Here is a 24,452-nt window from a genome sequence, read left to right as displayed (position 1 = left end):
GTTCAAGCCTCCTCCAGTGCAAAACGTACAAGTTCCTGCTTTTGCCCCGAAGTCTCGAGGAAAAACCGCGTCAGCAGGTTTTTGGCCGTCAGCTGCCGATATTCGGCGGTGGCGCGCCAGTCGGTCAGCGGTGTGAAATCCTCATCCAGCGCATCGCGCGCCGCATCGATGGTATCCTGCGACCACTCTTTGCCAAGAAGTGCGGCCTCCAGATGCGCGGCCCGTTTCGGCGTGCCGGCCATACCGCCGAAGGCGATGCGGATGTCTTCCACCGCGCCATCGGCATCAAGCGTCAGATTGAAAGCGGCGCAGAGCGCGGAAATATCCTCGTCGCGCCGCTTGGAAATCTTGTAGACGGCGTAATGGCTTTCCGGCTTCTGGAACGGGATGAAGAGCTTTTCGACGAATTCGCCGCTCAGCCGGTCCTGTTTGCCGTAGTCGATGAAATAGCTTTCCAGCGGCAGGCTGCGGCCGCCGGAAGACGAGCGCAGGGTCAGCGTCGCGCCAAGCGCAATCAGCGCCGGCGGCGTGTCGCCGATGGGCGAGCCGTTGGCGATGTTGCCGCCGATGGTGCCCATATTGCGGACCTGTTCGCCGCCGAGGCGGTTAAACAACTGTGCAAGCGGCGGGAAATGCGTCGCAACGGTCTTGAAGGCCTGGCTGTAGGTGACGCCGGCACCCAGTGTCACGCCCTCCTCATCCATCGTAATCGCCTGCAAATCGCCGAGATTGTTGATGAAGATGACGGGGTTCAGCGTCCGCATCTGTTTCGTCACCCACAGGCCGACATCGGTGGAGCCGGCGACGATGGTGGCCTTTGGTTCAGCGGCGTAAATCTCGGTCAAATCGGAAAGCGTCGCCGGAATGATGGTGCGATCCTCACCGCTGGTGACCGTGATCGTCTCGTTTTCGCGGATCGCCCAGAGCCTTGCCATGATGTCGGTGCGGTCACGTTGCAGCGGGTCGAAGAGCGCACTCGGGCGGGCCGCGGCGATTTTTTCGGCGGCCTTCACAATCGGCTCGTAGCCCGTGCATCGACAGAGATTGCCTTGCAGCGCCTTTTCGATATCGGCGCGGCCGGGTTTTTCGCTTGATAGCCAGAGGCCATAAAGCGACATGATGAAACCCGGCGTGCAGAACCCGCATTGCGAACCGTGGAAATCCACCATGGCTTGCTGCACGGGATGAAGCGTGCCGTCGCGCGCGGCCAGATGCTCCACCGTGACGATATGAGTGCCGTGCTGCGAGCCCAAAAAGCGGATACACGCATTGACGCTTTCATAACGCAGCGAACCATCGAGCAGCCGCCCGACCAGCACCGTGCAGGCACCGCAGTCGCCTTCCGCACAGCCTTCCTTTGTCCCGGTCAACCGCTTGCTGATGCGGAGGTAATCGAGAAGCGTGTCCGTCGGTCCGAAATCCTTCAGCGAGATGGTTTCGCTGTTGAGGATGAAGCTGATCGCGTCTTTCATGCAATGCCCTGCTTTTTGTCCGGCTGCCGAGCCGGTTTCTTGTCATTTTCCCGATACATCTATGCACGCCCGTGCGCGCATATCGATTTCCGTTTTGGCAATTCATTGTTTCCAGAACGGAAAGAAAATCCGGCAATTATTGCGCCGTCCAGCCGCCATCCACGGAAATATGCGTGCCGGTGATATTGCTTGCGGCGTCGCTTGCCAGAAACAGGGCCGCCGCCGCCACGTCATCGACGGTGACGAATTGCTTGGTCGCCTGCAATTCCAGCATCACGTCGTTCTTCACCGCCTCTTCGCTGATGCCGCGCACCTTGGCCATTTCCGGTATCTGCTTTTCGACCAGCGGTGTCAGAACGTAACCGGGACAAATGGCGTTGACGGTGACGCCGGTCTGCGCAAGTTCCAGCGCCGCCGTCTTCGTCAGGCCCATGATGCCATGTTTGGCCGCCACATAGGCCGATTTGAACGGCGAGGCGACGAGACCATGGGCCGAGGAAATGTTGATGATGCGGCCTTTGCCGGCCTTCTTCATCAGCGGTATCGCGGCGCGCATGGTATGGAAGGAACTGGTCAGATTGATGGCGATGATCCAGTCCCATTTTTCTGTCGGGAAGTCCTCGATGGGCGCGATGTGCTGGATACCGGCATTGTTGATGAGCACATCCACCGAGCCGAGCTTTTCATGGGAGGAATTGATGAGGTCGGCGATCTCGTCCGGTTTCGTCATATCCGCCGGGTGATAAAGCACGCGCCCGCCGCTTTCGGCTTCCAGCAAAAGTCGAAGTTTTTCGATCTCGTCCTCGTCGCCGAAACCGTTCAGTACGAGATTGGCGCCTTCCCTTGCAAACCGCTGGGCGATGCCAAGGCCGATACCGCTTGTGGAGCCTGTCACGATAACTGTCCGATGCATGCTTTCCCCTTTTTGCATTACTTCGCACATGTTTAAGCAGGTTATGCCCAAAGGGGGCGGGCTGGCAATCGTCATTTGGGGCGCGATTTCGGGGGGCATTTCAGGGAAGGCTGGCGCGGTGGTGAATCCGGCTGCGCCTATCCATTTTTTCGAAGCTAAGCTTCCAGATTTTGCGTTTGTCTGGGGGGGCTGTCCGTGCCTATCTCTGTGGCAAGCAAACAGAGGTATCGTTTATGGAACTCGGTCTTTACACATTCGCGGATGTCAATCCTAATCCCGCCGATGGCCGCGGGCCGGAAGGTGCGCGCCGTCTGAAGGATCTTCTCGAGGAAATCGAGCTTGCCGATCAGGTCGGGCTCGATGTTTTCGGGCTGGGCGAGCACCACCGCCCGGATTATGTCGCTTCCTCACCCTCCACCGTGCTTGCGGCGGCGGCGGTGAAAACCAGGAACATCCGTCTCACCAGCGCCGTCTCGGTGTTGAGTTCGGATGATCCGGTGCGGGTGTTCCAGCAATTTTCGACCGTCGACCTTCTGTCGAACGGTCGCGTCGAAATCATGGCCGGGCGCGGCTCTTTCATCGAATCCTACCCGCTGTTCGGTTACGATCTTGAAGATTACGACGTGCTCTTCGCCGAAAAGCTCGATCTGCTGCTGGCGTTGCGCGAACAGGAAATCGTCACCTGGTCCGGCACCAAACATCCGGCCATCAATGGGCGTGGGGTCTATCCGCGCCCGCTGCAGGAGCGTCTGCCGGTGTGGATCGCGGTGGGCGGCACGCCGCAATCGGTGGCGCGTGCCGGGGCCATGGGCCTGCCGGTGGCGCTTGCCATCATCGGCGGCGAATACCGCCGCTTCGCACCGCTGTTCGATCTTTACCATGAGGCGGCGCGCCGGGCCGGTCAGGAAAAGACCACGCTGCGCACCAGCATCAATGTGCACGGCTTCATTGCCGACACAACAGACAAGGCGGCGGACCAGTTTTACGGCCCGCAGGCGGAGGTGATGAACCGCATCGGCCGCGAGCGCGGCTGGGGGCCGACGAACCGCGCGCATTTCGATGCGGCGCGCGGGCCGGAGGGCAATCTCTTCCTCGGCGAACCCGAGCTGGTGGCGGAAAAGATCATCAAGGCACATGGTGTGTTCAAGAATGATCGCTTCCTGCTGCAGATGGCCATCGGCCTGATGCCGCACGACCAGATTATGCGCGGCATCGAGCTTTATGGTACGAAAGTCGCGCCGATCGTCAGAAAAGAATTGACGGGGAGTGCCGATCCGGTGAAAGCCACGGCCTGATGATTACCAAGGCGGGCGTTTTGAGACCCGCCATATAAAACGACGGACAGAAACATGGTCATTTCCACCGAAGAAGAACTGGTTCTGCTGAAGGATATCGGCCGTCTTTGTGCCGTGGCCATGCAGACCATGGCGGACGCGCTGGAACCCGGCATCACCACGGCCGAGCTGGATGCCATCGGCCGCAAGGTTCTGGAGGATAACGGTGCGCAATCGGCGCCGGAATTCTGCTACAAGTTTCCCGGCGCGACCTGCATCAGCGTCAACGAGGAAGTGGCCCACGGCATTCCGGGGCCACGCATCATCAAGGCGGGTGATCTCGTCAATATCGATGTCTCGGCGGTGAAGAACGGCTTCTTTGGCGATACCGGTTCGTCCTTCGCCGTGCCGCCGGTGAAGAAGGAGATCGAACGGCTGTGCCGCGATGGCAAACGCGCCATGTGGACAGGCCTGCAGCAGGTGAAAACCGGCCGGCCCTTTGCCGATATCGGCAATGCCATCGGCGCTTTTGCGAAAAAGAACCGCTATACGCTGATCACCAATCTGGCGAGCCACGGTATCGGGCGCTCGCTGCATGAAGAGCCGAAGGAACTGGCGACCTGGCCCGACAAGGACGAACGGCGCATCATGCAGGAAGGCATGGTGTTCACTGTCGAGCCGTTTCTCTCGACGGGAGCTTATTGGGCTGAAGACGGCGATGACGATCCCTGGACGCTCTATAGCGATCCGAGCGCGCCGACGGTGCAGTATGAGCACACCGTGGTTGCGACGAAGAACGGGCCGTTGGTTCTGACGCTTGCGGAGTGACTGCTACACCTGCCTCCGTCACCCTCGATTTTAAGGTCGGAGCGAGCGCGTGCCACTTGTTTCTTCTCCCCGAGGGGGAGAAGGTCGCGGCAGCGGGATGAGGGGGCGAGCTCTCCGAAATCCGGCTACGTTGCCCCCTCATCCGACCCTTCGGGCCACCTTCTCCCCCTCGGGGAGAAGAATACGCGGCACCCTTCGAACGCATCGCCGCGCGACAGATAAAGTCGGCTTATGAGGCCGATCAAAATAACTCGCTTGTCCCTCATCCGCCCGGTTGCGATAAGCCGTTCATGATCACCGACAAGCCACTTTCCGCCAGACATCTGACTGCACTCGGATTTTCCGGGGCGCTGATGATGGCATCCGCCATGGGTTTCGGCCGCTTTTCCTTCACCCCCATTCTGCCCGGCATGATGGCGGATGTGCCGCTCTCGGCGGGGGATGCGGGCATTGTGGCGGCGGGCAATTTTGCCGGTTATCTGGCGGGTGCGGTGCTTTCGGCCTATTCCTGGGGCTCTGGACGGGAGCGGCTGGTAGCACTTGGCGGTCTGTTTTCCACCGCTGCGCTGCTGCTGGCCATGGCGGCTTTCAATTCCGTCGCGGCCTTCACCATCATCCGGTTTCTTGCCGGTGTCGCCAGCGCACTGACCATGATCTTCACCTCGCAGATCGTCATCGGCCATGCCGTCAAAGCGGGCAGGGATAATATCCAGGCGTTGCATTATGGCGGTGTCGGCGCGGGCATCGCCATCTCCTCGCTTGCGGTCTATCTGATCGGCGTCGTTTTTGATGGCGGGGGTTCCTCATGGCGTGAGGAGTGGATCGCAGGTGCTGCCTTTTCCTTCGCCACATTCCTTCTCGTCTGGCGGGTGCTGCCCGCAGGCCCGCCGCGACATGCATCCTCGGCGGCGGAGCCGCCGCTCAACTGGACGCGGCCGCTGTTTCTGACAACGCTCGCCTATGGGCTTTTCGGTTTTGGTTATGTCATCACCGCCACCTTCATTGTGGCGATTGCCCGCATGGCTGCTGCCGGTGCCTTCGTGGAATTTCTGGCCTGGTTCATCACCGGCTGCGCCGCCGCCGTTTCCCTGTTTCTCTGGAAGCCGGTGCTGAAGTCACAGGGGCTGAAGCGCGCTTTCGTGATCGTTCTTGCCGTCGAAGCCATCGGCGTCTTTGCTTCCGTGATGCTGCCGCCCGTGCCGGGCGTTCTGGCGGGTGGCCTACTCTTGGGGCTGACCTTCATGGTCATCACCGCCTATGGCCTGCAGCTCGGCCGGGAATTTGCCGGGCCAAGCCCGCGCCGCGCCTTCGCGCTGATGACGGCGGCCTTCGGAACGGGCCAGATCGTCGGGCCACTGGCCGCCGGCTGGATCGCCGAGGTGACGGGCAGTTTTACCGCACCCAGCATTCTCGCCTCCGCCGTGCTTGTCGTCAGTATTGTGCTGATGCTGCCGGTGCTCGCCACAGAGCGGAAGCGTTAGGCGCGGGCCGTCTTTCCCAGCCTTTATGCGGTGTTCCATCTTGGCTCGTTTCGCCAACTTCGTCTTACATCTTGTTAAGGTCCGCGCTTCGCCGTTGCTGTGCACAAATTTCTGCCCTAGGTTCGGGCCATCTAGTGCTTCGCCAATAATGGCTGATTTCAAACGCGCGTGAGTTCGAAAACGTGTTTCATTCTTTCTTTCCCAAGCCGAAATTGTTCTTCACCTCCGCTGCGCTGTGGACTGTTGTCTGTATTCTTGTCTGGTACAGCGTCGGTCCGCAAATGGGCGCCGCCCTCGGTATGCCGCCTCTGGCTCCCGGAGAAAGCGCGCCTCTCGGTATCGCCTTTTTCTTTTCGCGAGATAATGTCTGGTTCTATCTTTATTTCACGATTTTCGTCGGGATTTTCGGCGTCGCCTGGCAATTGATCGCCAGAGACCACCCCTGGACGAATTGGTCGATCTGGGGTTCGGCCTTCATCATTTTCATCGCCTATTTTGCGGTGCAGGTTTCGGTTGCGATCAATAATTGGCGTGGTCCGTTCTTCGACCTTTTCCAGCGCGCGCTAGAAAAGCAGCCCGGTATTACGGCAGACCAATTCTATTCACTTCAGTTGCGTTTTCTTGAAATCGGCATGGTTGGCGTCGCGATGAACGTCATCACCGCTTTTTTCACCAGCCACTATGTATTCCGGTGGCGCACGGCCATGAATGATTTCTACCTGTCAAAGTGGGACAAGCTGCGTCACATCGAAGGTGCCTCGCAGCGTGTGCAGGAAGATACGATGCGATTTGCGTCCATTGTCGAGGGGCTTGGTGTCGTGCTCATCAACTCGGTCATGACGCTGGTGGTGTTCCTGCCGCTGCTGTTCCAGATGTCGGCGCATGTGACGGAGCTGCCCTTCCTTGGCGCCATTCCGCATTCGCTATTCTGGCTGGCTTTGTTGTGGTCAGTTTTCGGCACGGTGCTGCTTGCCGTTGTCGGTATCAAGCTGCCGGGACTGCAGTTCCGCAACCAGCGTGTCGAGGCGGCATTCCGCAAGGAACTGGTCTATGGCGAAGACCATGAGGACCGTGCTCAGCCGCCGACCATGCGGGAGCTTTTTGCCAATGTGCGCAAGAATTATTTCCGCATGTATTGGCACTATCTCTATTTCAACGTTGCCCGCTACACATTCGGCCAGCTTGATGCTCTCATTCTAACCTTCATGTTGATCCCGACCATCGTGGCAGCCAAGATCACGATGGGTATCTGGCAGCAGATCGCCACCGCCTTTGGGCAGGTAAGCGATAGTTTCCAGTATCTGGTGAGCTCCTGGTCGACGATCATCGAGCTTCTGTCGATCCGCAAGCGTCTGGTGGCCTTCGAGTCCGCGATCGACGATCAGCCGCTGCCCGATATCGACCAGCGCTATCTGCAGCGCGAGGCAGAGAGTGGTCCGATGGAGGCCAATCGGCCCTGAGGCAAACAAAAAAGGCGGCCGGATGGCCGCCTTTTTTGTCGGGTGCCAAGAGGTTTCAGCCCTCGGTCTTCTGCTTCTTGCGGGCCTCGATCATCGGCATGGCCTCAGCATAACTCACGCAGGCGACATCGTCTTTCCGGCAGACTTCGCGCAGCAGGCGCTCATAGGCGTTCCAATAGGCGCCGCCATTCATCTTCACGAAATGAAAGCCCATCTGTAGCGGAATGCGCTCGCCATTGTACTGTCTGTCGAAGGCATTGCGGAAGGCCGCATAGGCGCGGTCTTCAAATTCCCTGGCGCGATCCGGCGTCTCGACACCGATGGAGTGACGGATGAAGAGATTGTAGTCCATGGCGATGATGGGACGGTTGCCCGGCCCTTCGGGAATGAGCGGCAGGCCGAAATGCTCTATGCCGTCGCGCTCCGCCGGCCATTCCGGCCCCTTGGTGATGCTGGTGGCATCGTAAACGAAGCCGTGTTTTTTCTGGGCGGCGGTCAGTGCCGGTCCCTGCGACAGATAGGGCGCACGGAAACCGTTGATGTTCTTCACCATGTTGCGCCAGCCTTCAGGCTCTTCGCCCTTCTTGCCGATCATCTGCCAGGCATTTTCCAGCGTGCTGGTGAAGGTGGTGAATTCGCCGTCCCATTGTTCGGCGGTCCATTGGCCCCCATCGAAATGGCCGCAGGTGTGGTTGCCGATCTCGTTGCCTTCACGATAGGCGGCCCAGATGTTTCTGAGCCTCGTCTCCACCTCTTCCGGCGACTGGCCGAAACCGACATTGGAGCGACCGGCCTTCTGGCCCGGACCCTGATAGGTCTTGGCGCTGGTCTTGCGGTCCATGACCAGCGTGCAGGCGAGAAAATAGGTGAAATGCGCGCCGACTTCCTTCGCCGTCGCCCGGCTTCTTTCCCACAGCGTATTGTCGCCCGCACCGTCAAAGGAGACGATGACGAGCTGCTTCGGCTTTTCCGTATTTTCGGCGAAAGCGGGCAGGGCGGTGAGAAGCGACAGGGAAAAAGCGGTAAATGGGCGAAACATCAGTCATCCGTCATATGATACACCGTGGCCTTTTGCGGGTGGAATAAGGCGAAGCTTTGAATAGTCTGGCTTTTTTACGCCTTTCAGCCTAATTCCTGTTCTGCCTCGCGGTGATAGGGCCGCGTTCCGATCCACCGGGGGACCGTGTTCCATGCTTTTTCTCGTACTCTGTCTTGCCTTGTTTTTCCTGACGCATCTTTTGAAGGTGTTTGCGCCGCAGTTTCGCGCGCGGATGATCGCGAAGCTGGGTGAAGGTCCTTTCAAGGGGCTTTATTCCGTCGCCAGCCTCATCACGCTCGGCCTCGTCATCTATGCCTTTGGGGAAGCCCGGCAGGAGACGGGCATGTTGTGGTATCCGCCGGTCTGGACGAGCCATCTTGCCGTGACGCTGATGCTGCCGGCGATGATCTGTCTTATCGCCAGCCTCATACCGGCTGGCCACATCGCGGTGAAGACGAAGCATCCGCTCATTCTCTCCGTCAAGATCTGGGCGCTCGCCCATCTTCTGGCGAATGGCGAAACCTCTTCGATCCTGCTTTTTGCGTCGTTCCTTGCCTGGGGTGTGGTGATGCGCATTTCGCTGAAGCGGCGCGAAAGGGCGGGCGAAAAAGTGCTCCGTCCCTTCGTCTCGGGCCGCTATGATGTGGTGGCCATTGTCGGCGGCATCGTTCTCTGGGGGGCTTTCATCCTGAAACTGCACGAATGGTTGATCGGCGTTCAGCCGATCGCGATGTAGGAAATCAACGTTTCCCCCTTACATATCAGGCAAAATAGGCTAGAAGGCCGACCATGACCCGGTCGGCCACGCTTGTGCTTGCCCGGGTAAGCGGCTTGGTATGTCCGCGGACGGATGGATCGGAGACGATCTCCGCGCGGGTAACGGAGAATTTGATGGCAAACGAAAATGATACCTTTATCCGCGAAGTGAACGAGCAGATCCGCTCCGAGCAGCTGTCGCGCTTCTGGGGCCGTTACGGTATCGTGGCTGCGGGCGCCGCCGTTCTCGTGGTTCTCGGCGCTGCCGGCGCCGGCATTTACGAATACTGGAACACCAGCCGCGCTTCTAATTCCGGTGACCAGTTCCTTGCGGCGCTGACGCTTGCTTCTGAAAACAAGACGGATGAGGCGCTGAAGGCCTTTGCCGATCTCGAAACCTCCGGTCACGGCAATTATCCTGTGCTGGCGAAGTTCCGCTCGGCCACGCTGCTGTCGCAGAAGGGTGATGCGGCCGGCGCCATCGCTGCCTTCACCGCCATCGGCAACGATACATCTGCGCCGCAGGTCTTCCGCGACACGGCCAAGGTGCGGGCGGCCTGGCTTTTGGTCGATAACGGCACCTATGATCAGGTGGTTGCACTGGCCGAGCCTTTGAGCGCTGAAGGCCAGACGATGCGGGCGTCGGCCCGCGAGGCACTCGGCCTTGCTGCCTACAAGGCCGGTGATTTCGTCAAGGCCAAACAATGGTTCGAGCAGATCGTCAACGATACGCAGGCACCGCGCAACGTGACGAGCCGTGCGCAGATCATGCTCGACAATATCACCGCTTCGGGCAAAGCTGCTTAAAGCCGCTCTCCGAGCTATCGCCCCGGCATTTCTTCGCATTGCCAAAGCGATCCAACTGATTATTTTACGCATGTCTTTTGCCCAAAACAGGTAACGTTTTGGGCAGACTTGCTCTAAGGAACAGACAACAATGAGCTTCACCGTCGCCATAGTCGGGCGCCCCAATGTCGGCAAGTCCACGCTTTTCAACCGTCTGGTCGGAAAGAAGCTGGCCTTGGTGGACGACACGCCTGGCGTGACCCGTGACCGCCGCCCCGGCGACGCGAAGCTTGTCGATCTGCGTTTCACCATCATCGACACCGCCGGTCTGGAGCAATCCGGGCCGGAAACGCTTCAGGGTCGCATGTGGGCGCAGACGGAAGCGGCAATCGATGAAGCCGATGTAACGCTGTTCGTGGTTGACGCCAAGGCGGGGCTGACGCCCGCCGACGAGACGCTCGGCGAAATGCTGCGCCGTCGCGGCAAGCCTGTCGTGCTGGTGGCCAACAAATCCGAAGCGCGCGGTTCTGACGCCGGTTTCTACGATGCCTTCACGCTCGGTCTTGGCGAGCCTTGCCCGATCTCGGCCGAACACGGTCAGGGCATGATCGACCTGCGCGACGCCATCGTTGCGGCGATCGGCGAAGACGCCGCCTTCCCGCCTGAAGTGGACGAGGCGGAGACGGATATCGTTCTGCCGCGCGCTGAGCCCGGCAGCGAGGAAGAGGAAGACGAAGACGAAGAGCCCGTCTATGACGAGACTAAGCCGCTGCGCGTCGCCATTATCGGCCGACCGAATGCGGGCAAATCGACACTCATCAACCGTTTCCTCGGTGAAGACCGGCTGCTGACCGGCCCGGAAGCCGGCATTACCCGCGACAGTATTTCGGTCGAATGGGACTGGCGCGGCCGCACCATCAAGATGTTCGATACGGCCGGCATGCGCCGCAAGGCCAAGGTGACGGAGAAGCTGGAAAAGCTCTCGGTGGCGGATTCGCTGCGCTCCATCCGTTTTGCCGAGACGGTGGTGATTGTGTTCGACAGCACCATCCCGTTCGAAAAGCAGGATCTGCAGCTGGTCGACCTCGTTATCCGCGAAGGCCGCGCCGCCGTGCTCGCCTTCAACAAATGGGATCTGGTCGAAGACCCGCAGGCCTATCTGGCCGATCTGCGTGAAAAGACCGAGCGGCTGCTGCCGCAGGCGCGCGGCATCCGCGCCGTGCCGATCTCCGGTCAGACGGGTTATGGCCTCGACCGGCTGATGCAGAGCATCATCGATACGGACAAGGTCTGGAACCGCCGTATCTCCACCGCCAGGCTCAACCGCTGGCTGGATGGGCAGACCACGCAGCATCCGCCGCCGGCCGTTTCCGGCCGTCGCCTGAAGCTGAAATATATGACGCAGGTCAAGGCTCGCCCGCCCGCCTTCATGATTTCCTGCACCCGCCCGGAAGCCATTCCGGAAAGCTATACGCGTTATCTGGTGAACGGTTTGCGCAAGGATTTCGACATGCCTGGCGTGCCGATCCGCGTGCATTATCGTGGGTCGGATAATCCGTTCGAGAGCAAGGCGAAGAAGAGGCGTTGATTTTGACGTGAAGGGTCGGATGAGGGGGCAACCTCTCCTGATATCTCGACCCTCGCCCCCTCATCCCGCTGCCGCGGACTTCTCCCCCGGGGAGAAGAAACAAGCGGCGGGCGCTCGTCCAACGTCTTGTTTTGAAGAGTAAAAGACCATGCTGATCAAGCAGACCGACTATCACCGGATTTACCGGGTCATCAACAGCCTGCTCCTCAGCCAGAATGCCGATCCCGCTTCGGCCTCGATGTATTTCAGTACCTTCGGCGCTTTCATCCTCAAGCAGCACTACAAGGTCAAGGCTTTGCCGAAGGGTGGGCTTGCCGCCTATAATCTGGATGGGAAGGTCCTGCTGTTTGCGGATCATCGTGACGATGGTTACGTGACAGGTGCGGGCGACAATTTCCATTGCTGGGTCGAGGCGGATGGATGGGCGATCGATTTCATGGCGCCGGCTTTTGCCGATGGTGCCCGGGGATTGTCCGTGCCGCCGAAGATGTTTCAGCGCCCACTATCCACGATGGCGGCATCAATCAACGATCTCGGGCAATCCGGTGATTTCTTCTACCGTTCAGAACCTGAAGCGACGGCAAGACGCTTTGCCGACTGGCACCACCACGCCATGCTTGGCGATATGGCAAGCGTCGCCGCCAACTGGTTCCGCAAATCGCCTAAGCAGATGTCGGCATCGCTGTCGGCGACGGACAAGGACGGCAAGCCGCGGACTGTGCCGCTTTCCGGGCAAATGCTTACCGGAGCATGGTGAAGGCAGGTTCCGCCGCACGGCGCTGATCCCCAAATGTTTCGGCAGCGAAAGGTCTTTTGATTTATAAGGGCAACCCTGCTACGCAGATTAAACTGCACAGGGACGGGATGACGTGCTCCTATGGCCGATGAAACGATTTCAATAAGCTTCACGCCCGACCCGAAACATATCCCCGACTATGTCCATGGTTATCAACATCAGGCGTATGAAAATTACAGCATGATTCTCGACAGGTCGTGGACGCGCCATCTTGCCTCGGCAAGAGTGAAGCTGTCGATATTTGCGGGACTGGCCGCCGGTTTCATCTATTCCCTAAGCCTGCCATGGTTCCCGGGTGTCTGGCCGGTGGTCGGTTATTGGGTGTTTGCACCCGCACCGATCGTGGCCCTCGTCATATGGTGCATTATCTGGCAGGGCGCGAGACGGGAGGCGAAATCCTATTACGAGGTTCTGGCACACTGGAATATCGCGCACGAGCGCATGTATTCGCCTCATTCGCTGATCGAAATCGGGCCCGAAGGCTTCAAGCAGGTCACACGGCTGGACACCGTGCACTTGAGCTGGGCGCGCTATCATCTCGCAATCACGCCGCCGGACAGTCTGGTGCTGGTTTTTCACGGAACGGTGGCTGTCATACCCAACAGCGCCCTGCCGATCGCTCCAAAGGACATTATCGAGAAGATCAACCAATGGTCCGCAGCCCAGCAAAAAGAGCTTCTTCCTATATCCTGAAGCGGCATCCCAATGGAGCTGGCGGGGTATCATCTTGAAATAGGACGGCCAGCGTAATCTCGCGGCAACCGCCTGACGTCAATCAGCAGCCCGACCCCGTTCTAAAGATAACGGCAGTCGCGTCCTGATCGCCTTGTGACATTCCCGTCATGTTTCGTCCACTGTCCTTGCAGAAAAAACCGGGGGATGTGTTTACCTTCAGGCCAGCCGTGAGCGGGACAGGAGCGGCAGGGATTTTCCAGCCGCGTGAATGACGTTGTCGAGGAATTGCCGCGACGCCTTTTCCCAGCTGTAGCTTTTGGAAAGCGCCAGCGCCTCCTGCGGTGAACAATGAAGTGCTGCCAGGCAGGCATTGCGAAGATTGTCATCCAGCGCGCCGGCGGCCGGGTTGCCGCCGAGAATGTCGATCGGCCCGGTGACGGGGAAGGCGGCGACGGGTACGCCGCTTGCCAGCGCTTCCAGAATGGTGTTGCCGAAGGTGTCGGTCTTCGAGGGGAAAACGAAGACATCCGCCTGCGCATAGGCATCGGCCAGCTCTTCGCCGGTCTTGACGCCGGTAAACAGCACGCCGGGATATTTTTCCTGCAACTCATGGCGGGCCGGGCCATCGCCGATGACGACCTTCGATCCGGGCAGGTCGAGTTCCAGGAATTCCGGCAGGTTCTTCTCCACCGCCACACGACCGACCGTCATGAAGATCGGCCTCGGCAGATCGAAAGGCAGCGTTGTTTTCGGGCGCGGATGGAACAGTTCGGCATCAATGCCACGGCTCCAGCGCTTCAGGTTCTTGACGCCGCGCGCTTCCAGCTCGGTCTCGAGGCTCGGCGTCGCCACCATGCAGGTGTTGCCGCCATTGTGGAACCAGCGCACGAAAGCATAAAGCCAGCTTTCCGGGATTGGAAAACGCGCCGCGACATATTCGGGAAAGCGTGTGTGATAGCTGGTGGAAAAACGCATATGGTTCTTCACACACCAGCGCCGCGCCATGAAACCCAGCGGCCCTTCGGTGGCGATATGCACGAAGGAAGGCTGGCTTTTTTCGATCTCGGCCGCAACACGACGATAGCCGGCGACCGAGAGGCGGATTTCCGGATAGGTTGGGCAGGGAATGCTGTAAAAACTCTGGGGCGTGACCATGTTCACATCCACACCCAGCCGCGCCAGCTCGGTATTGGTGTTTTCTATCGAGCGAACCACGCCGTTGACCTGCGGGTGCCAGGCATCTGTGACAATCGTGATTCTCGTCATGAAACACTGATCCTGCTCATCTGCGCGCAGGCGATTCCCCATTGCCCGGCTTCCGCCCGTATATGCGGCGCGCGTGTTACAGGATCATGTCAGGCCATGTGACGGCGGGGAAGTGGGGTTTTCGCGCAGAAGTTTGCGGTTGTTCACGGCGCTTCCCAGTGCGGCGGAGCCTTATCCCACCAGCGGCAGCAGCTCGGGGCTGATCAGCGCGCCGTGGTGACCGATGACGGTTGCCGCCGCCCTTGCCGCGAAGGTGGCCGCCTCCTCCGGCGAACTGCCGGTCACATAGCGGGCGAGGAAAGCGCCGTTGAAGCTGTCGCCGGCGCTTGTCGTATCCACCACGTCCACGGCCTTCACCGCCGGGGCGTGACTGCGGCTGCCGCCGAAATCGAGCGTCGCGCCCTTGGCTCCATCCTTGACCACGATGTTCTCGACGCCGAGGGAACGGTAGCGGTCGATGGTTACTTCCACGGAGACATCGCCGAAATGGCTCGCCTCGTCATCGAAGCTTGGCATGACAAGCGTTGCGGCGCGTGCGCCGTTGGAGATGGTCTCAAGCATCGTATCCTTATCCGCCCACAGGCGCGGGCGGATGTTGGGGTCGAAGACCACCAGCTTGCCCGCTGCTCTGGCGCGGCGCAGTTCGGCGAGGAACGTATCGACATCATGGGCGGAGGCGAGAATGGCGAGCGTGATGCCGGAGAAATAGACGACATCGGCGCTTTCCACCGTCCTGCGCAGGTGGTCCGCATCGGCGGCGAGCTGCCTTGCGGCGGCGGCATTGCGCCAGTAGCTGAAGGTGCGCTCGCCATCCTTCAGGTTGATGAGGTAAAGGCCGGGCGTGCCGCCCTTGATGCGGCGGATTGTTTCCGTGCCGATGCCGGCTTCCGCAATGAAGGCCAGCATGTCTTCCGAAAGCGGATCGTCGCCGAGCGCGGTGAAATAATCGACCGACCAGTCTTGCGGCAGGCAGGCGCGGGCATACCAGGCGGTATTGAACGTATCCCCGGCAAAACCCTTGCGCAGCAGCCCGTTGCCGGCCTGCGACAATTCCACCATGCATTCGCCAATCGACAGAAACCGTCCGCCCACGCCGTCATCCTCCCGTTTTTTCCAGCCATGCGGCTTACGACGAGTGCGCGCCGCTGACAAGGGCGGTTCTGGCCGATTGTGCATCTGCGAAGTTCCGGTTTACGCGGGCGCAACGGCTTTATATTCTCGAATGAACCGCCATCAGGAGATCGCCCATGACGCCAACCCATGCCCCGGTCCACAAACCCCAAGCGCAATCGGACTGGTGGAAGGGAGCGGTGATCTATCAGGTCTATCCGCGCTCGTTTCAGGACACGACCAGTGACGGTTACGGCGATCTTGCCGGGGTGACGAAACGGCTGCCCTATATCGCCTCGCTCGGCGTTGATGCCATCTGGCTGTCGCCGTTCTTCACTTCGCCCATGGCCGATATGGGTTATGACGTTTCCGATTATTGCAATGTCGATCCGATGTTCGGCACGCTTGCCGATTTCGATGCGCTGATGGCCGAGGCGCATCGGCTGGGGCTGAAGGTGATCATCGACCAGGTCATTTCACACACGTCAGATCAGCATCCGTGGTTCGTGGACAGCCGCGCCAGCCGCACCAACAGCAAGGCCGACTGGTATGTCTGGGCCAATCCCAAGCCGGATGGCACGGCGCCCACCAACTGGCTTTCCGTGTTTGGCGGGCCGGCATGGGAATGGGACGGCGTGCGCAAGCAATATTACATGCACAGTTTCCTTGCCTCGCAGCCAGACCTTAATTTCCACAATCCGGATGTTCAGGATGCGCTTCTCGAAACCGTGCGTTTCTGGCTGGATCGCGGCGTGGACGGTTTCCGGCTCGATACCGTCAACCATTATTTCCATGACAAGCTGCTGCGAGACAACCCGCCGCTTTTCGATGAGGAGAGCTTTGGTCTTGATGCCTCCGACGTCAATCCCTATGGCATGCAGGACCATCTCTACGACAAGACGCGGCCGGAAAATGTTGCTTTCCTGAAGCGTTTTCGCGCACTGCTCGATGACTATGAGGGCCGCGCCACCGTGGGTGAGGTGGGAGACGGCGCGCGCTCGCTGAAGACGGTTGCGGCCTATACGTCCGGCAATGACAAACTCAACATGTGTTATACCTTCGATCTTCTCGGGCCGGATTTCAGCGCAAAACACCTGCGCGGCTCGGTGGAGACCTTCGGCAAGGTGGTGACGGATGGCTGGGTGTGCTGGGCCTTTTCCAACCATGATGTGGTGCGCCATCTCAGCCGCTTTTCCGAAAGCGTGGAGGAGCAGACACGGGTGGCGAAGCTCGCCATCTGCGTTCTCGCCAGCCTGCGCGGTTCCATATGCCTCTATCAGGGCGAGGAACTGGGGCTGACGGAGGCCGAACTTGCCTTTGAGGATTTGCGCGACCCCTATGGCATTCGTTTCTGGCCCGCCTTCAAGGGGCGGGACGGGTGCCGCACGCCGATGGTTTGGGAGACCGGCAAGCCGAATGCCGGTTTTTCAAGCGCTGAAAAGCCCTGGCTGCCGGTGCCCTATGCCCATGCCATGCAGGCCGTTGATGCGCAGGAGCGCAAACCGGAGTCGGTACTCAATCATTATCGCGCGGTTCTGTCTTTCCGCAAAACCCACGGCGCGCTGCGCGATGGCGACATGCATTTCATCAAGACCAATCTCGACGTGCTGGCCTTCACACGCCAGAAGGGCGACGAGAAATTGCTGTTCGTTTTCAACCTGACCCGTGAGGCGGTGGAATTCCCGATACCGAAGGCCATGCGGGTCACGGATATATTGCCGATGCCGGGTTTCTCGCCGCTGTTCGATGGGGGGATTGTAAAGCTCGATGGGCTGGATGTGTTTTGCGGGGTCGTCGCATGAGCAGGCAATTTGTCATCGAGACTGCGGGAGAAACATCGCTCGATGACTGGTCCCTCCTGCGGCACCGCTTGTGGTCCGACGCCTCACCCGCTGAACACCGGGCGGAATTGTAGGACTTCTCCGACAATGAAGTTGGATTTATTGCCCATGATCCGGCGGGTGCGGCCATCGGTTTTGCCGAAGCCAGCCTGCGGCAGGATTATGTCAACGGATGCGACACCTCGCCCGTGGCGTTTCTCGAAGGTGTTTATGTGGAGGAGGCGTTTCGCAAACAGGGCGTTGCGGCTGCATTGATTGCCGAGGTGACCCGTTGGGCGATCAGCAGGGGCGTGAGCGAGCTTGCTTCCGATGCCGATATTTCCAATGTCGATTCACACCGCATGCATGCGGCGCTGGGGTTTGAGGAAACGCAGCGGGTGGTTTATTTCCGTAAGTCTCTGCCTCTGGGTTCATAACCTCCCGGCACTGTTCAGCCAGCAGACGATGTCAGTCTTCGCGGGTGCGTTCTGACGACCGAATGCGGAGCCATAGTCGCGTCTCGGGTGTTGATTAGTACTATTTAGGTATTTGTGAATTTTATAATATCTTAAACTTAAATTAATTCATGGTGAAAACCTATGTATATTCTTATTAACAAATACAACTAAGTAATTTTTTTCATAATTACTTCGTTGTTAGCGATCCTCGGGCAAGCTTCCCGTATTAATGAATTGAAACCTACAGATTTTCGGTCTCCACCCATAAAGTGAAGCAGGGATTGTCATGTCCGTTTCAATCAAGAGTTTTAATCAGTCCAGTACCGCTAATGCCACATCCTCCCGTGCCAAAGCTCAGGCCGCCCCTCCATCCATCAGAGACGTCTTCCTTTCCGGGCAGTCGGCGGCCCGCGCATCCACACCGAATCCAGCCCCGAAAACCGCTTCAGCCGACTATATCGCATCGCCGGCCTTCATGCGGAATCTGAAGGCCAAGCTTTCGTTGGCGGGGGACGATCCGGCGCAATATCTGCGCGCCCGGTCGATGATGGGCGCTCTCGAGCGCGGGGCCCTGCAGGTTTCGACCCCCACCCAGGGCAAAACGATCGACGCCTGGGATCCGAACCAGAAAAACGCCAAGCCGACGACAGCCACTGACATCGCCAAGACCAACTGGGTCGACTTCCTCAACACGCAGCTGAAGCGCAGCGAAGACGGCGCGCTTTCCAGGGATGGAAGCGGCAGCTATGTCGACAAGGCGACGGGAAAACACGCCTATTTTGGCAGGGTCGCGGGCAAATATTATTACGTCACCTGGCCTTCGGAGACGAAAGCATGAGGCCGCTCTCGCGGCCTCAACGCAGATTGAGCGTATCCGCTGCCTCTGGTCGCTAAACCACCATTAAATCAGCGTAAACCGGTCCACGTCCACCATGCCCATATCCGAAATCTTCAGATGCGGAATGACGGGCAGCGGCAGGAAGGCCACCTGCAGGAAAGGCTCCTCCAGCGTTGTGCCGAGTGCATAGGCCGCCTTTCGCAGCGTATGCAGCGTATCGCGCACCGTCTCATAGGGTTCGAGGCTCATCAGCCCTGCGACGGGCAAAGCGATCTCGCCGGTTACACTGCCGTCTTCCACCACCACGAAACCACCCTTGATTTCGCCGAGCCGGTTGGCGGCGAGCGCCATGTCGTCCTCGTTGACGCCGACGACGCAGATATTGTGGCTGTCATGGCCGACAGTGGAGGCGATGGCGCCTTTCTTCAGGCCGAAGCCCTGAACGAAACCATTGGCATGGTTGCCGTTCTTGCCGTGGCGTTCGATGACTGCGACCTTGATGATGTCGTTCGCAAGATCGACGGTGGTCTGGTTGCCATCCGTTGGCAGCTTGTAACGGCGGTGCTCGGTAATGATCTTGCCGGGAAGCACGCCCATGACGGGTGTTTCGCCTTCGGTGACAGGCACGCCAAAATGGGAAGCGAGCACCGGTCTTGCCTTGACGCTGTCGAGGCCGACGGGGGCGACCGGTTTGCGTGTGGCAAAGAGGGCGTCATCGACGATCCGTCCGCCTGATAACACCATGCTGGCCTTGCAGTTCTGCAGGCTGTCGATGACCACGAGATCGGCGCGCCAGCCGGGTGCGACGAGGCCGCGATCGCGCAGGCCGAAGGCTTTTGCGGCGGAAATGGAAGCGGCGCGGTAGATGGCAAGCGGTTCCACGCCGCTGGCGATGGCGGTGCGGATCATATAATCGAGATGGCCCTGTTCGGCGATATCGAGCGGGTTGCGATCATCCGTGCAGAGCGCCAGATAGGGCGACAGGCGCTCGGTGATAATAGGCATCAGGGCGTGCAGGTCTTTTGAGACCGAGCCTTCACGCACCAGAATATGCATGCCCTTGCGGATTTTCTCCATTGCTTCCGGGGCGCTGGTGCATTCATGTTCCGTGCGGATGCCGGCGGCGAGATAACCGTTGAGCGCCGTTCCGGAGAGAAGCGGTGCGTGTCCGTCGATATGCTCGCCCTGAAAGGCCGCAAGCTTTGCCATGCACACCGGGTCCTTGTGGATGACGCCCGGAAAATTCATGAATTCGGCAAGGCCGATGACCTTCGGATGATCGCGGAACGGCAGCAGCTTTTCGATGGGCAAATCGGCGCCGGCGGTTTCCAGATGGGTGGCGGGCACGCAGGAGGAAAGCTGCACGCGGATGTCCATGATTGTTTCCATGGCGCTGTCGAGGAAGAACTGAAGCCCCTCCACACCGAGAACATTGGCGATCTCATGCGGGTCGCAGATGGCGGTGGTAACGCCGTAGGGCAAAACGCAGCGGTCGAATTCGTGTGGTGTCACCAGTGACGATTCGATGTGGAGATGTGTATCGATGAAACCCGGAACGACGATCTTTCCGGAAATGTCGATTTCCCTGATGCCTTTATAGTTCTCGCAGGTTCCGACGATCGTGTCACCACATATGGCGATGTCCGAGGCGACGAGTTCTCCGGTGACGAGGTCGAAGAAACGTCCGCCCTTGAGAACCATGTCCGCCGGTTCACGGCCCGTACCCTGATCGATGCGCGTTTCAAGTCTGGAATTCATGCGGGTTTCTTCGGCTCCTGGTTTACGTCGTATGCGAGAATTTTCACTATTTACATTCCAAGGTTGATTATTGGTCTATTCGAATTTATGCTTTGAGTTTTAAATATATCCGGAGTAAAATATTTTCATATTTGTGTTATCTAATCTTTCGAGGTCCAAGTTTAGGTAAAATCGGGAAGGCTTAACTTCACCTTTATATTTTAGGCGGTTGCGTGCCGACATTTTTTACGAATTACGGTTTCAGGTTATCATTCCCGGGAAGGAAAATAAAAGCATCTGATGCTCAAACGAATTTCCAGCCAGCAACTGACGATTGGCATGTTTATCGAAGCGGTCGAAGGAACGCTTTCGAACCAGGGATTTTTAAAGCGGCACCGCTTTCTTTTGCGGCACGAGGAATTAATGCGTCAATTGAAATTAAGCGGCGCCGAAAGCATTATCATCAATACGGCCAAGGGACATGATACCGAAGGCAGCGCGCGCTCCGCGGCCGTTTCGCCGCAATCGGACAATTGCCCGGAAACCGTCGCCGCCGTTACCCATGCCGTGCGCTCGGCCGCCGATGCGATCGCCGAGACCTTCGCCTCCGCCGAAGCTGGCGGCTGTGTTTCGTTGAAGGGCATGGCTGCCGCGGCGAGCAAGATTTCGGATGCGGTGCAGTCAAACCCGGCGATTTTCATCGGGGTCACCCGCCTGAAATCGAAAGACGAAACGACCTTCGTTCATTCGGTCTCCGTCAGCGGTCTGATGATTCTTTTCGGCAATTATCTCGGGTTGGACAGGGGAGCGGTCGATCTGCTCGGCATCAGCGGCTTGCTGCACGACATCGGCAAGGTGGAAATCCCCTCTTCTATCCTCAACAAGGCGGAGGGGCTGAGCGCCAATGAGCGGGAGATCATCAATCTTCACCCCGTATTCGGCCGGGATATATTGTCGCGCAATGCGCAGATGCCTGGCATGGTGCTTGATGTCTGCTTCAACCATCATGAGCGAATGGACGGCGGCGGTTATCCGAGTGGCCGTGCGGGCAGCGAGATCAGCCTTTACGCGCGTATCGCGGCGATCTGCGACGTTTATGATGCCGTCACTTCGGTCAGGCCCTACAAGAAGCCGTGGACTGCGAATGACGCGCTGACCTGGATGCTGCGGCGGGAAGGGCATTTCGACATGCAGCTTCTGAAGAAATTCGCGCTGTGTATTTCCGCCTCGCTGCCGAGGGGTTAGGTGCCGAAAATGATCGCCATGTTCAGGCTGTCGATGTATCGCCCGTCGATCAGAACGGCGTCACGGCCCCGGCCTTCATGCACAAAACCGATCTTTTCATAAAGCGCAATTGCTCTGGCATTGTCCGCATGTACGCTTAGCTCGACACGATGCAGCCCGCATTGACGGGCGGCATCGAGTGTCTGCCGCATCAGCCGTCCACCCAGCCCCTTGTCGCGATAGGCGGGCAGGATGCCCATGCCGAGCGTGCCGCAATGGGCGCGGGTTGCTCTGCTCTGGCGGCGAATATCGCACCAGCCGGCCACTTCGCCATCCGCAATCGCCACGAATTGCGGATGGTCGTTTTCAATCATGTCGAGAACGAAGGCGCGGACCGAATCGAGCGGCGGCGCCTCCAGGAAGCTCAGATATTTCCGCTCACGCGAAACCGTATCGAGAGCACGGTGAAAGCTTTCAACGTGCTCCGCCCGGATGGGTTCTATGGCAATGGCGCCGGCTGCGGCCATCATGCCGCCTTCGTCTTCGCCTTGCGGGTCAGATGCACCACGACGTTCTCGATCATGCGCATGCCGGCGTCCTGGCCGAGCGTCATGATCGATTCCGGGTGGAACTGAACGGCGGCTACCGGTTCCTTGGCGTGTTCGATGCCCATGATCGTGCCGTCCTCGCTTTCCGCGGTGATGATGAAATCACGCGGCAGGGTGGCAGGGTCGGCGAAGATCGAGTGGTAACGACCGACGGTCACTTCCTTGCCGAGACCGGAGAAGACGAGACCGGGTTCCAGCACGCGGATGCGCGAAGGCTTGCCGTGCATCGGCACTGCAAGCTGGCGCAACTCACCGCCATAGGCTTCCGCCAGAGCCTGAAGGCCGAGGCAGACACCGAAAATCGGCAGATCACGGGCGCGGGCGGCCTTGATCGTCGCCTTGCAGTCGAAATCCGTCGGGCTGCCGGGGCCGGGAGACAGCACAACGAGATCGGGCTGGAAGCGGTCGAACACGTCTGCGGCGACCGGCGATCTGACGGTGGAGACAGTGGCACCCGTCTGGCGGAAATAATTCGCCAGCGTGTGGACGAAGCTGTCTTCGTGGTCGACGAGCAGGATCTTGACGCCGGTGCCCACCTTGGCGGCATCGCGCTTGGTGGCCGCCGAGTTGGTGGCTTTTGCGTCACGAATGGCTGCGATCATGGCCGACGCCTTCAGTTCGGTTTCGGCTTCTTCTTCCTGCGGGTTGGAATCGTTGAGCAGCGTCGCACCCGCACGCACCTCGGCGATGCCGTCCTTGATGCGGATGGTGCGCAGCGTGAGCCCCGTATTCATGTCGCCGTTGAAGCCGACCATGCCGATTGCGCCGCCATACCAGGCGCGCGGGCTCTTTTCATGACCTTCGATGAAACGCATGGCCCACAGTTTAGGTGCACCGGTGACGGTGACGGCCCAGGCGTGGCTGAGGAAACCGTCAAAGGCGTCCATATCGTCGCGCAGGCGGCCCTCGATGTGATCGACGGTGTGGATGAGACGCGAATACATCTCGATCTGGCGACGGCCGATGACCTTCACCGAACCCGGTTCGCAGACGCGGCTCTTGTCGTTGCGGTCTACGTCCGAACACATGGTGAGTTCGGATTCGTCCTTCTTCGAGTTGAGCAGTTTCAGGATCTGCTCGCTATCGGCAATCGGATCGTCGCCGCGCTTGATGGTGCCTGAAATCGGGCAGGTCTCGATGCGGCGGCCGGAAACGCGCACGAACATTTCCGGCGAAGCGCCGACCAGATATTCCTGATGGCCGAGATTGATGAAGAAGGAATAGGGCGAGGGGTTGATCGCCTTCAGGCGACGGGAAATCGCCGATGGATTGCTTTCGCAACGCTCCATGAACTTCTGGCCGGGAACGACTTCGAACAGGTCGCCGCGGCGGAAGCTTTCCTTGGCCTTCACGACAAGTTCGGAATATTCGCCGGGACGGTGATCGCCCTTGGGCGGGATCGTATCGGTGGTCTTGAAGGGATCGGGCGTGATGTCGGAGGACTTGCCGTCCGTCGTTACGCCGTCCTTTTCGAAATCGTAACGGTCGATCCAGGCCTTGGCGGAATAGTGGTCAACGACGAGGATTTCATCCGGCAGGTAGAGCACCATGTCGCGCTGATCTTCCGGGCGCGAAAGCGACAGCTTGATCGCGTCGAACTGGAAGGCGAGATCGTAGCCGAAGGCGCCGAACAGGCCGATGGCCGAATCCGCGTTCGAATAAAAAAGGTCGACGATGGCTCTGAGCGCCGTGAAGACCGTCGGGATTTTCGAGCGTTCTTCCTCGGTGAAGACGCGGTCCGGTTCGTTGACGGTAAGATCGAGACGGCGGGCGGAGGATGCGCCGAGCGTGAGATCGGGCGTCGCCTTCAGCTTTTCGGTGATGAAGCCGAGCAGCACTTCGCCACGGCCATTATAGGCCTCGATCCACATCTTGCGGCCAAAACAGGAAATGCCGAGCGGTGGGTCGATGATGGCCGTATCCCAGCGGGTGTAGCGGCCGGGATATTCATAGTTGGACGAAAAAACCGCGCCTCGGTGAGAATCGAGCTTTTCGATGTAATTATCGATGGCGCTCGCATAATCGGCGGGTCGACGCTTCCGGCTGACTTTTATGTCGCCTTTCGTCTCGTAGGTTTCCGCTCCGTCATCCTGAATGATCGTTACCATTTCTTTCGTACTTCCTGTTGTTCAGGCCCGATGACAGGCGGCAAAATAACAAAAAAGCCGCCTGAAAATTCGGGCGGCTTGGACTTTGTCTGAAGACATGACTGGTCAAGGCCGCGTAAAGCTGCTCCACCACCAGTTAGCAATGTTCATAGACACGATATTCATGGGAAAATTGTTAGCGTGCACGATCCGCCTTGGCAAGCGGATTTCGGTGA

At 59.1% G+C, this 24,452-nt stretch carries 20 protein-coding genes and 1 pseudogene; 13 read left to right on the top strand and 8 right to left on the bottom strand.

Annotation, left to right across the window (positions count from 1 at the left end; genetic code table 11):
* Positions 1–2: 2 nt before the first annotated feature.
* Both xdhA and CFBP6623_RS10575 read right to left on the bottom strand, forming a co-directional pair.
* Positions 3–1,472 carry a xanthine dehydrogenase small subunit gene (xdhA, locus tag CFBP6623_RS10580; RefSeq protein WP_046797886.1) on the bottom strand — a complete coding sequence of 490 codons (1,470 nt, stop codon included), beginning with the start codon at positions 1,470–1,472 and terminating at the stop codon, positions 3–5.
* Between the two features lie 136 nt (positions 1,473–1,608).
* Positions 1,609–2,385 (bottom strand): 3-hydroxybutyrate dehydrogenase, encoded by a 777-nt coding sequence (locus tag CFBP6623_RS10575; protein WP_046798406.1) that lies wholly within the window; start codon positions 2,383–2,385, stop codon positions 1,609–1,611.
* 233 nt (positions 2,386–2,618) lie between these two features.
* Between CFBP6623_RS10575 and CFBP6623_RS10565 the strand changes: the two genes are divergently transcribed.
* The 4 genes from CFBP6623_RS10565 (at position 2,619) to sbmA (ending at position 7,428) form a co-directional block, all read left to right on the top strand.
* Positions 2,619–3,680 carry an LLM class flavin-dependent oxidoreductase gene (locus CFBP6623_RS10565; RefSeq protein ID WP_046798407.1) on the top strand — a complete coding sequence of 354 codons (1,062 nt, stop codon included), beginning with the start codon at positions 2,619–2,621 and terminating at the stop codon, positions 3,678–3,680.
* A gap of 54 nt (positions 3,681–3,734) precedes the next feature.
* Positions 3,735–4,487, top strand: coding sequence for a type I methionyl aminopeptidase (gene map / locus CFBP6623_RS10560; RefSeq protein WP_003510360.1), 753 nt, complete (start codon positions 3,735–3,737; stop codon positions 4,485–4,487).
* 290 nt (positions 4,488–4,777) lie between these two features.
* Positions 4,778–5,968 carry an MFS transporter gene (locus tag CFBP6623_RS10555; protein ID WP_046797887.1) on the top strand — a complete coding sequence of 397 codons (1,191 nt, stop codon included), beginning with the start codon at positions 4,778–4,780 and terminating at the stop codon, positions 5,966–5,968.
* 182 nt (positions 5,969–6,150) lie between these two features.
* Positions 6,151–7,428 carry a peptide antibiotic transporter SbmA gene (gene sbmA / locus CFBP6623_RS10550; RefSeq protein ID WP_046797888.1) on the top strand — a complete coding sequence of 426 codons (1,278 nt, stop codon included), beginning with the start codon at positions 6,151–6,153 and terminating at the stop codon, positions 7,426–7,428.
* Positions 7,429–7,483: 55 nt separating this feature from the next.
* Here the strand turns inward: sbmA and CFBP6623_RS10545 are convergent, their stop codons facing one another.
* Positions 7,484–8,467 (bottom strand): polysaccharide deacetylase family protein, encoded by a 984-nt coding sequence (locus CFBP6623_RS10545; RefSeq protein ID WP_046797889.1) that lies wholly within the window; start codon positions 8,465–8,467, stop codon positions 7,484–7,486.
* 151 nt (positions 8,468–8,618) lie between these two features.
* On the opposite strand from CFBP6623_RS10545, the gene CFBP6623_RS10540 reads away from it, so the two are divergent.
* The 5 genes from CFBP6623_RS10540 (at position 8,619) to CFBP6623_RS10520 (ending at position 13,086) form a co-directional block, all read left to right on the top strand.
* The gene (locus tag CFBP6623_RS10540; protein ID WP_046797890.1) at positions 8,619–9,203 is read left to right on the top strand and encodes an NnrU family protein; all 585 of its coding nucleotides are present in this window, start codon (positions 8,619–8,621) and stop codon (positions 9,201–9,203) included.
* 155 nt (positions 9,204–9,358) lie between these two features.
* On the top strand, positions 9,359–10,030 hold the full coding sequence (locus CFBP6623_RS10535) for a tetratricopeptide repeat protein (protein WP_080841932.1): 672 nt from the start codon (positions 9,359–9,361) through the stop codon (positions 10,028–10,030).
* Positions 10,031–10,160: 130 nt separating this feature from the next.
* Complete coding sequence (der, locus tag CFBP6623_RS10530) at positions 10,161–11,597, top strand: ribosome biogenesis GTPase Der (RefSeq protein ID WP_046797892.1); 1,437 nt, start codon at positions 10,161–10,163, stop codon at positions 11,595–11,597.
* A 148-nt stretch (positions 11,598–11,745) separates the two neighbouring features.
* Positions 11,746–12,354, top strand: coding sequence for a DUF2026 family protein (locus CFBP6623_RS10525; protein ID WP_046797893.1), 609 nt, complete (start codon positions 11,746–11,748; stop codon positions 12,352–12,354).
* Positions 12,355–12,474: 120 nt separating this feature from the next.
* The gene (locus CFBP6623_RS10520; RefSeq protein WP_046797894.1) at positions 12,475–13,086 is read left to right on the top strand and encodes a hypothetical protein; all 612 of its coding nucleotides are present in this window, start codon (positions 12,475–12,477) and stop codon (positions 13,084–13,086) included.
* A 198-nt stretch (positions 13,087–13,284) separates the two neighbouring features.
* Here the strand turns inward: CFBP6623_RS10520 and CFBP6623_RS10515 are convergent, their stop codons facing one another.
* Both CFBP6623_RS10515 and CFBP6623_RS10510 read right to left on the bottom strand, forming a co-directional pair.
* Positions 13,285–14,334 (bottom strand): bifunctional monoglucosyl/glucuronosyl diacylglycerol synthase, encoded by a 1,050-nt coding sequence (locus tag CFBP6623_RS10515; RefSeq protein WP_080842530.1) that lies wholly within the window; start codon positions 14,332–14,334, stop codon positions 13,285–13,287.
* 171 nt (positions 14,335–14,505) lie between these two features.
* Positions 14,506–15,426: a sugar kinase gene (locus CFBP6623_RS10510; protein WP_046797896.1), complete on the bottom strand. Its 921-nt coding sequence runs from the start codon at positions 15,424–15,426 to the stop codon at positions 14,506–14,508.
* A 155-nt stretch (positions 15,427–15,581) separates the two neighbouring features.
* Here CFBP6623_RS10510 and CFBP6623_RS10505 point away from each other — a divergent pair, with 155 nt between their 5' ends.
* From CFBP6623_RS10505 to CFBP6623_RS10495, 3 genes and pseudogenes are all read left to right on the top strand, one after another.
* Positions 15,582–17,246 carry an alpha-glucosidase family protein gene (locus tag CFBP6623_RS10505; protein ID WP_046797897.1) on the top strand — a complete coding sequence of 555 codons (1,665 nt, stop codon included), beginning with the start codon at positions 15,582–15,584 and terminating at the stop codon, positions 17,244–17,246.
* Positions 17,243–17,701, top strand: a pseudogene (gene aac(6'), locus CFBP6623_RS10500) (aminoglycoside 6'-N-acetyltransferase). The gene CFBP6623_RS10505 and the pseudogene aac(6') overlap by 4 nt, the downstream one beginning before the upstream one ends.
* 496 nt (positions 17,702–18,197) lie before the next feature.
* Entirely contained in the window at positions 18,198–18,560 is a 363-nt protein-coding gene (locus CFBP6623_RS10495; RefSeq protein ID WP_225339220.1) for a hypothetical protein, read from the top strand.
* Between the two features lie 63 nt (positions 18,561–18,623).
* Here CFBP6623_RS10495 and ade read toward each other — a convergent pair whose 3' ends face one another.
* Positions 18,624–20,318: an adenine deaminase gene (gene ade, locus CFBP6623_RS10490; protein ID WP_046797900.1), complete on the bottom strand. Its 1,695-nt coding sequence runs from the start codon at positions 20,316–20,318 to the stop codon at positions 18,624–18,626.
* Between the two features lie 279 nt (positions 20,319–20,597).
* Here ade and CFBP6623_RS10485 point away from each other — a divergent pair, with 279 nt between their 5' ends.
* A complete protein-coding gene (locus CFBP6623_RS10485; protein WP_046797901.1) occupies positions 20,598–21,542 on the top strand; it encodes an HD-GYP domain-containing protein in 945 nt (314 codons plus the stop codon).
* Here CFBP6623_RS10485 and CFBP6623_RS10480 read toward each other — a convergent pair.
* Together CFBP6623_RS10480 and CFBP6623_RS10475 are read right to left on the bottom strand one after the other, a co-directional pair.
* Entirely contained in the window at positions 21,539–22,051 is a 513-nt protein-coding gene (locus CFBP6623_RS10480; protein ID WP_046797902.1) for a GNAT family N-acetyltransferase, read from the bottom strand. The two genes, CFBP6623_RS10485 and CFBP6623_RS10480, sit on opposite strands and share 4 nt — an antisense overlap.
* Positions 22,048–24,237, bottom strand: a complete 2,190-nt coding sequence (locus CFBP6623_RS10475; protein WP_046797903.1) for an anthranilate synthase — start codon at positions 24,235–24,237, stop codon at positions 22,048–22,050. Before CFBP6623_RS10475 ends, CFBP6623_RS10480 begins: the two co-directional genes overlap by 4 nt.
* Positions 24,238–24,452: the final 215 nt, after the last annotated feature.

This window comes from Agrobacterium tumefaciens (assembly GCF_005221385.1).
In the GTDB taxonomy this organism is placed as follows: domain Bacteria; phylum Pseudomonadota; class Alphaproteobacteria; order Rhizobiales; family Rhizobiaceae; genus Agrobacterium; species Agrobacterium tomkonis.
Note: the sequence above shows the minus strand (reverse complement) of the source record. Positions and strands in the feature narration are given on the sequence as shown.

What these genes read in the sequence shown, in the direction of transcription:
- CFBP6623_RS10480 (WP_046797902.1), bottom strand. Translation starts at nt 22,051, where the DNA reads ATGATGGCCGCAGCCGGCGCCATTGCCATAGAACCCATCCGGGCGGAG.
- CFBP6623_RS10505 (WP_046797897.1), top strand. Translation starts at nt 15,582, where the DNA reads ATGACGCCAACCCATGCCCCGGTCCACAAACCCCAAGCGCAATCGGAC.
- map (WP_003510360.1), top strand. Translation starts at nt 3,735, where the DNA reads ATGGTCATTTCCACCGAAGAAGAACTGGTTCTGCTGAAGGATATCGGC.
- CFBP6623_RS10515 (WP_080842530.1), bottom strand. Translation starts at nt 14,334, where the DNA reads ATGACGAGAATCACGATTGTCACAGATGCCTGGCACCCGCAGGTCAAC.
- CFBP6623_RS10545 (WP_046797889.1), bottom strand. Translation starts at nt 8,467, where the DNA reads ATGTTTCGCCCATTTACCGCTTTTTCCCTGTCGCTTCTCACCGCCCTG.
- CFBP6623_RS10520 (WP_046797894.1), top strand. Translation starts at nt 12,475, where the DNA reads ATGGCCGATGAAACGATTTCAATAAGCTTCACGCCCGACCCGAAACAT.
- ade (WP_046797900.1), bottom strand. Translation starts at nt 20,318, where the DNA reads ATGAATTCCAGACTTGAAACGCGCATCGATCAGGGTACGGGCCGTGAA.
- CFBP6623_RS10575 (WP_046798406.1), bottom strand. Translation starts at nt 2,385, where the DNA reads ATGCATCGGACAGTTATCGTGACAGGCTCCACAAGCGGTATCGGCCTT.
- CFBP6623_RS10540 (WP_046797890.1), top strand. Translation starts at nt 8,619, where the DNA reads ATGCTTTTTCTCGTACTCTGTCTTGCCTTGTTTTTCCTGACGCATCTT.
- CFBP6623_RS10475 (WP_046797903.1), bottom strand. Translation starts at nt 24,237, where the DNA reads ATGGTAACGATCATTCAGGATGACGGAGCGGAAACCTACGAGACGAAA.
- CFBP6623_RS10555 (WP_046797887.1), top strand. Translation starts at nt 4,778, where the DNA reads ATGATCACCGACAAGCCACTTTCCGCCAGACATCTGACTGCACTCGGA.
- CFBP6623_RS10485 (WP_046797901.1), top strand. Translation starts at nt 20,598, where the DNA reads ATGCTCAAACGAATTTCCAGCCAGCAACTGACGATTGGCATGTTTATC.
- CFBP6623_RS10565 (WP_046798407.1), top strand. Translation starts at nt 2,619, where the DNA reads ATGGAACTCGGTCTTTACACATTCGCGGATGTCAATCCTAATCCCGCC.
- CFBP6623_RS10525 (WP_046797893.1), top strand. Translation starts at nt 11,746, where the DNA reads ATGCTGATCAAGCAGACCGACTATCACCGGATTTACCGGGTCATCAAC.
- xdhA (WP_046797886.1), bottom strand. Translation starts at nt 1,472, where the DNA reads ATGAAAGACGCGATCAGCTTCATCCTCAACAGCGAAACCATCTCGCTG.
- der (WP_046797892.1), top strand. Translation starts at nt 10,161, where the DNA reads ATGAGCTTCACCGTCGCCATAGTCGGGCGCCCCAATGTCGGCAAGTCC.
- CFBP6623_RS10535 (WP_080841932.1), top strand. Translation starts at nt 9,359, where the DNA reads ATGGCAAACGAAAATGATACCTTTATCCGCGAAGTGAACGAGCAGATC.
- CFBP6623_RS10495 (WP_225339220.1), top strand. Translation starts at nt 18,198, where the DNA reads ATGCGGAATCTGAAGGCCAAGCTTTCGTTGGCGGGGGACGATCCGGCG.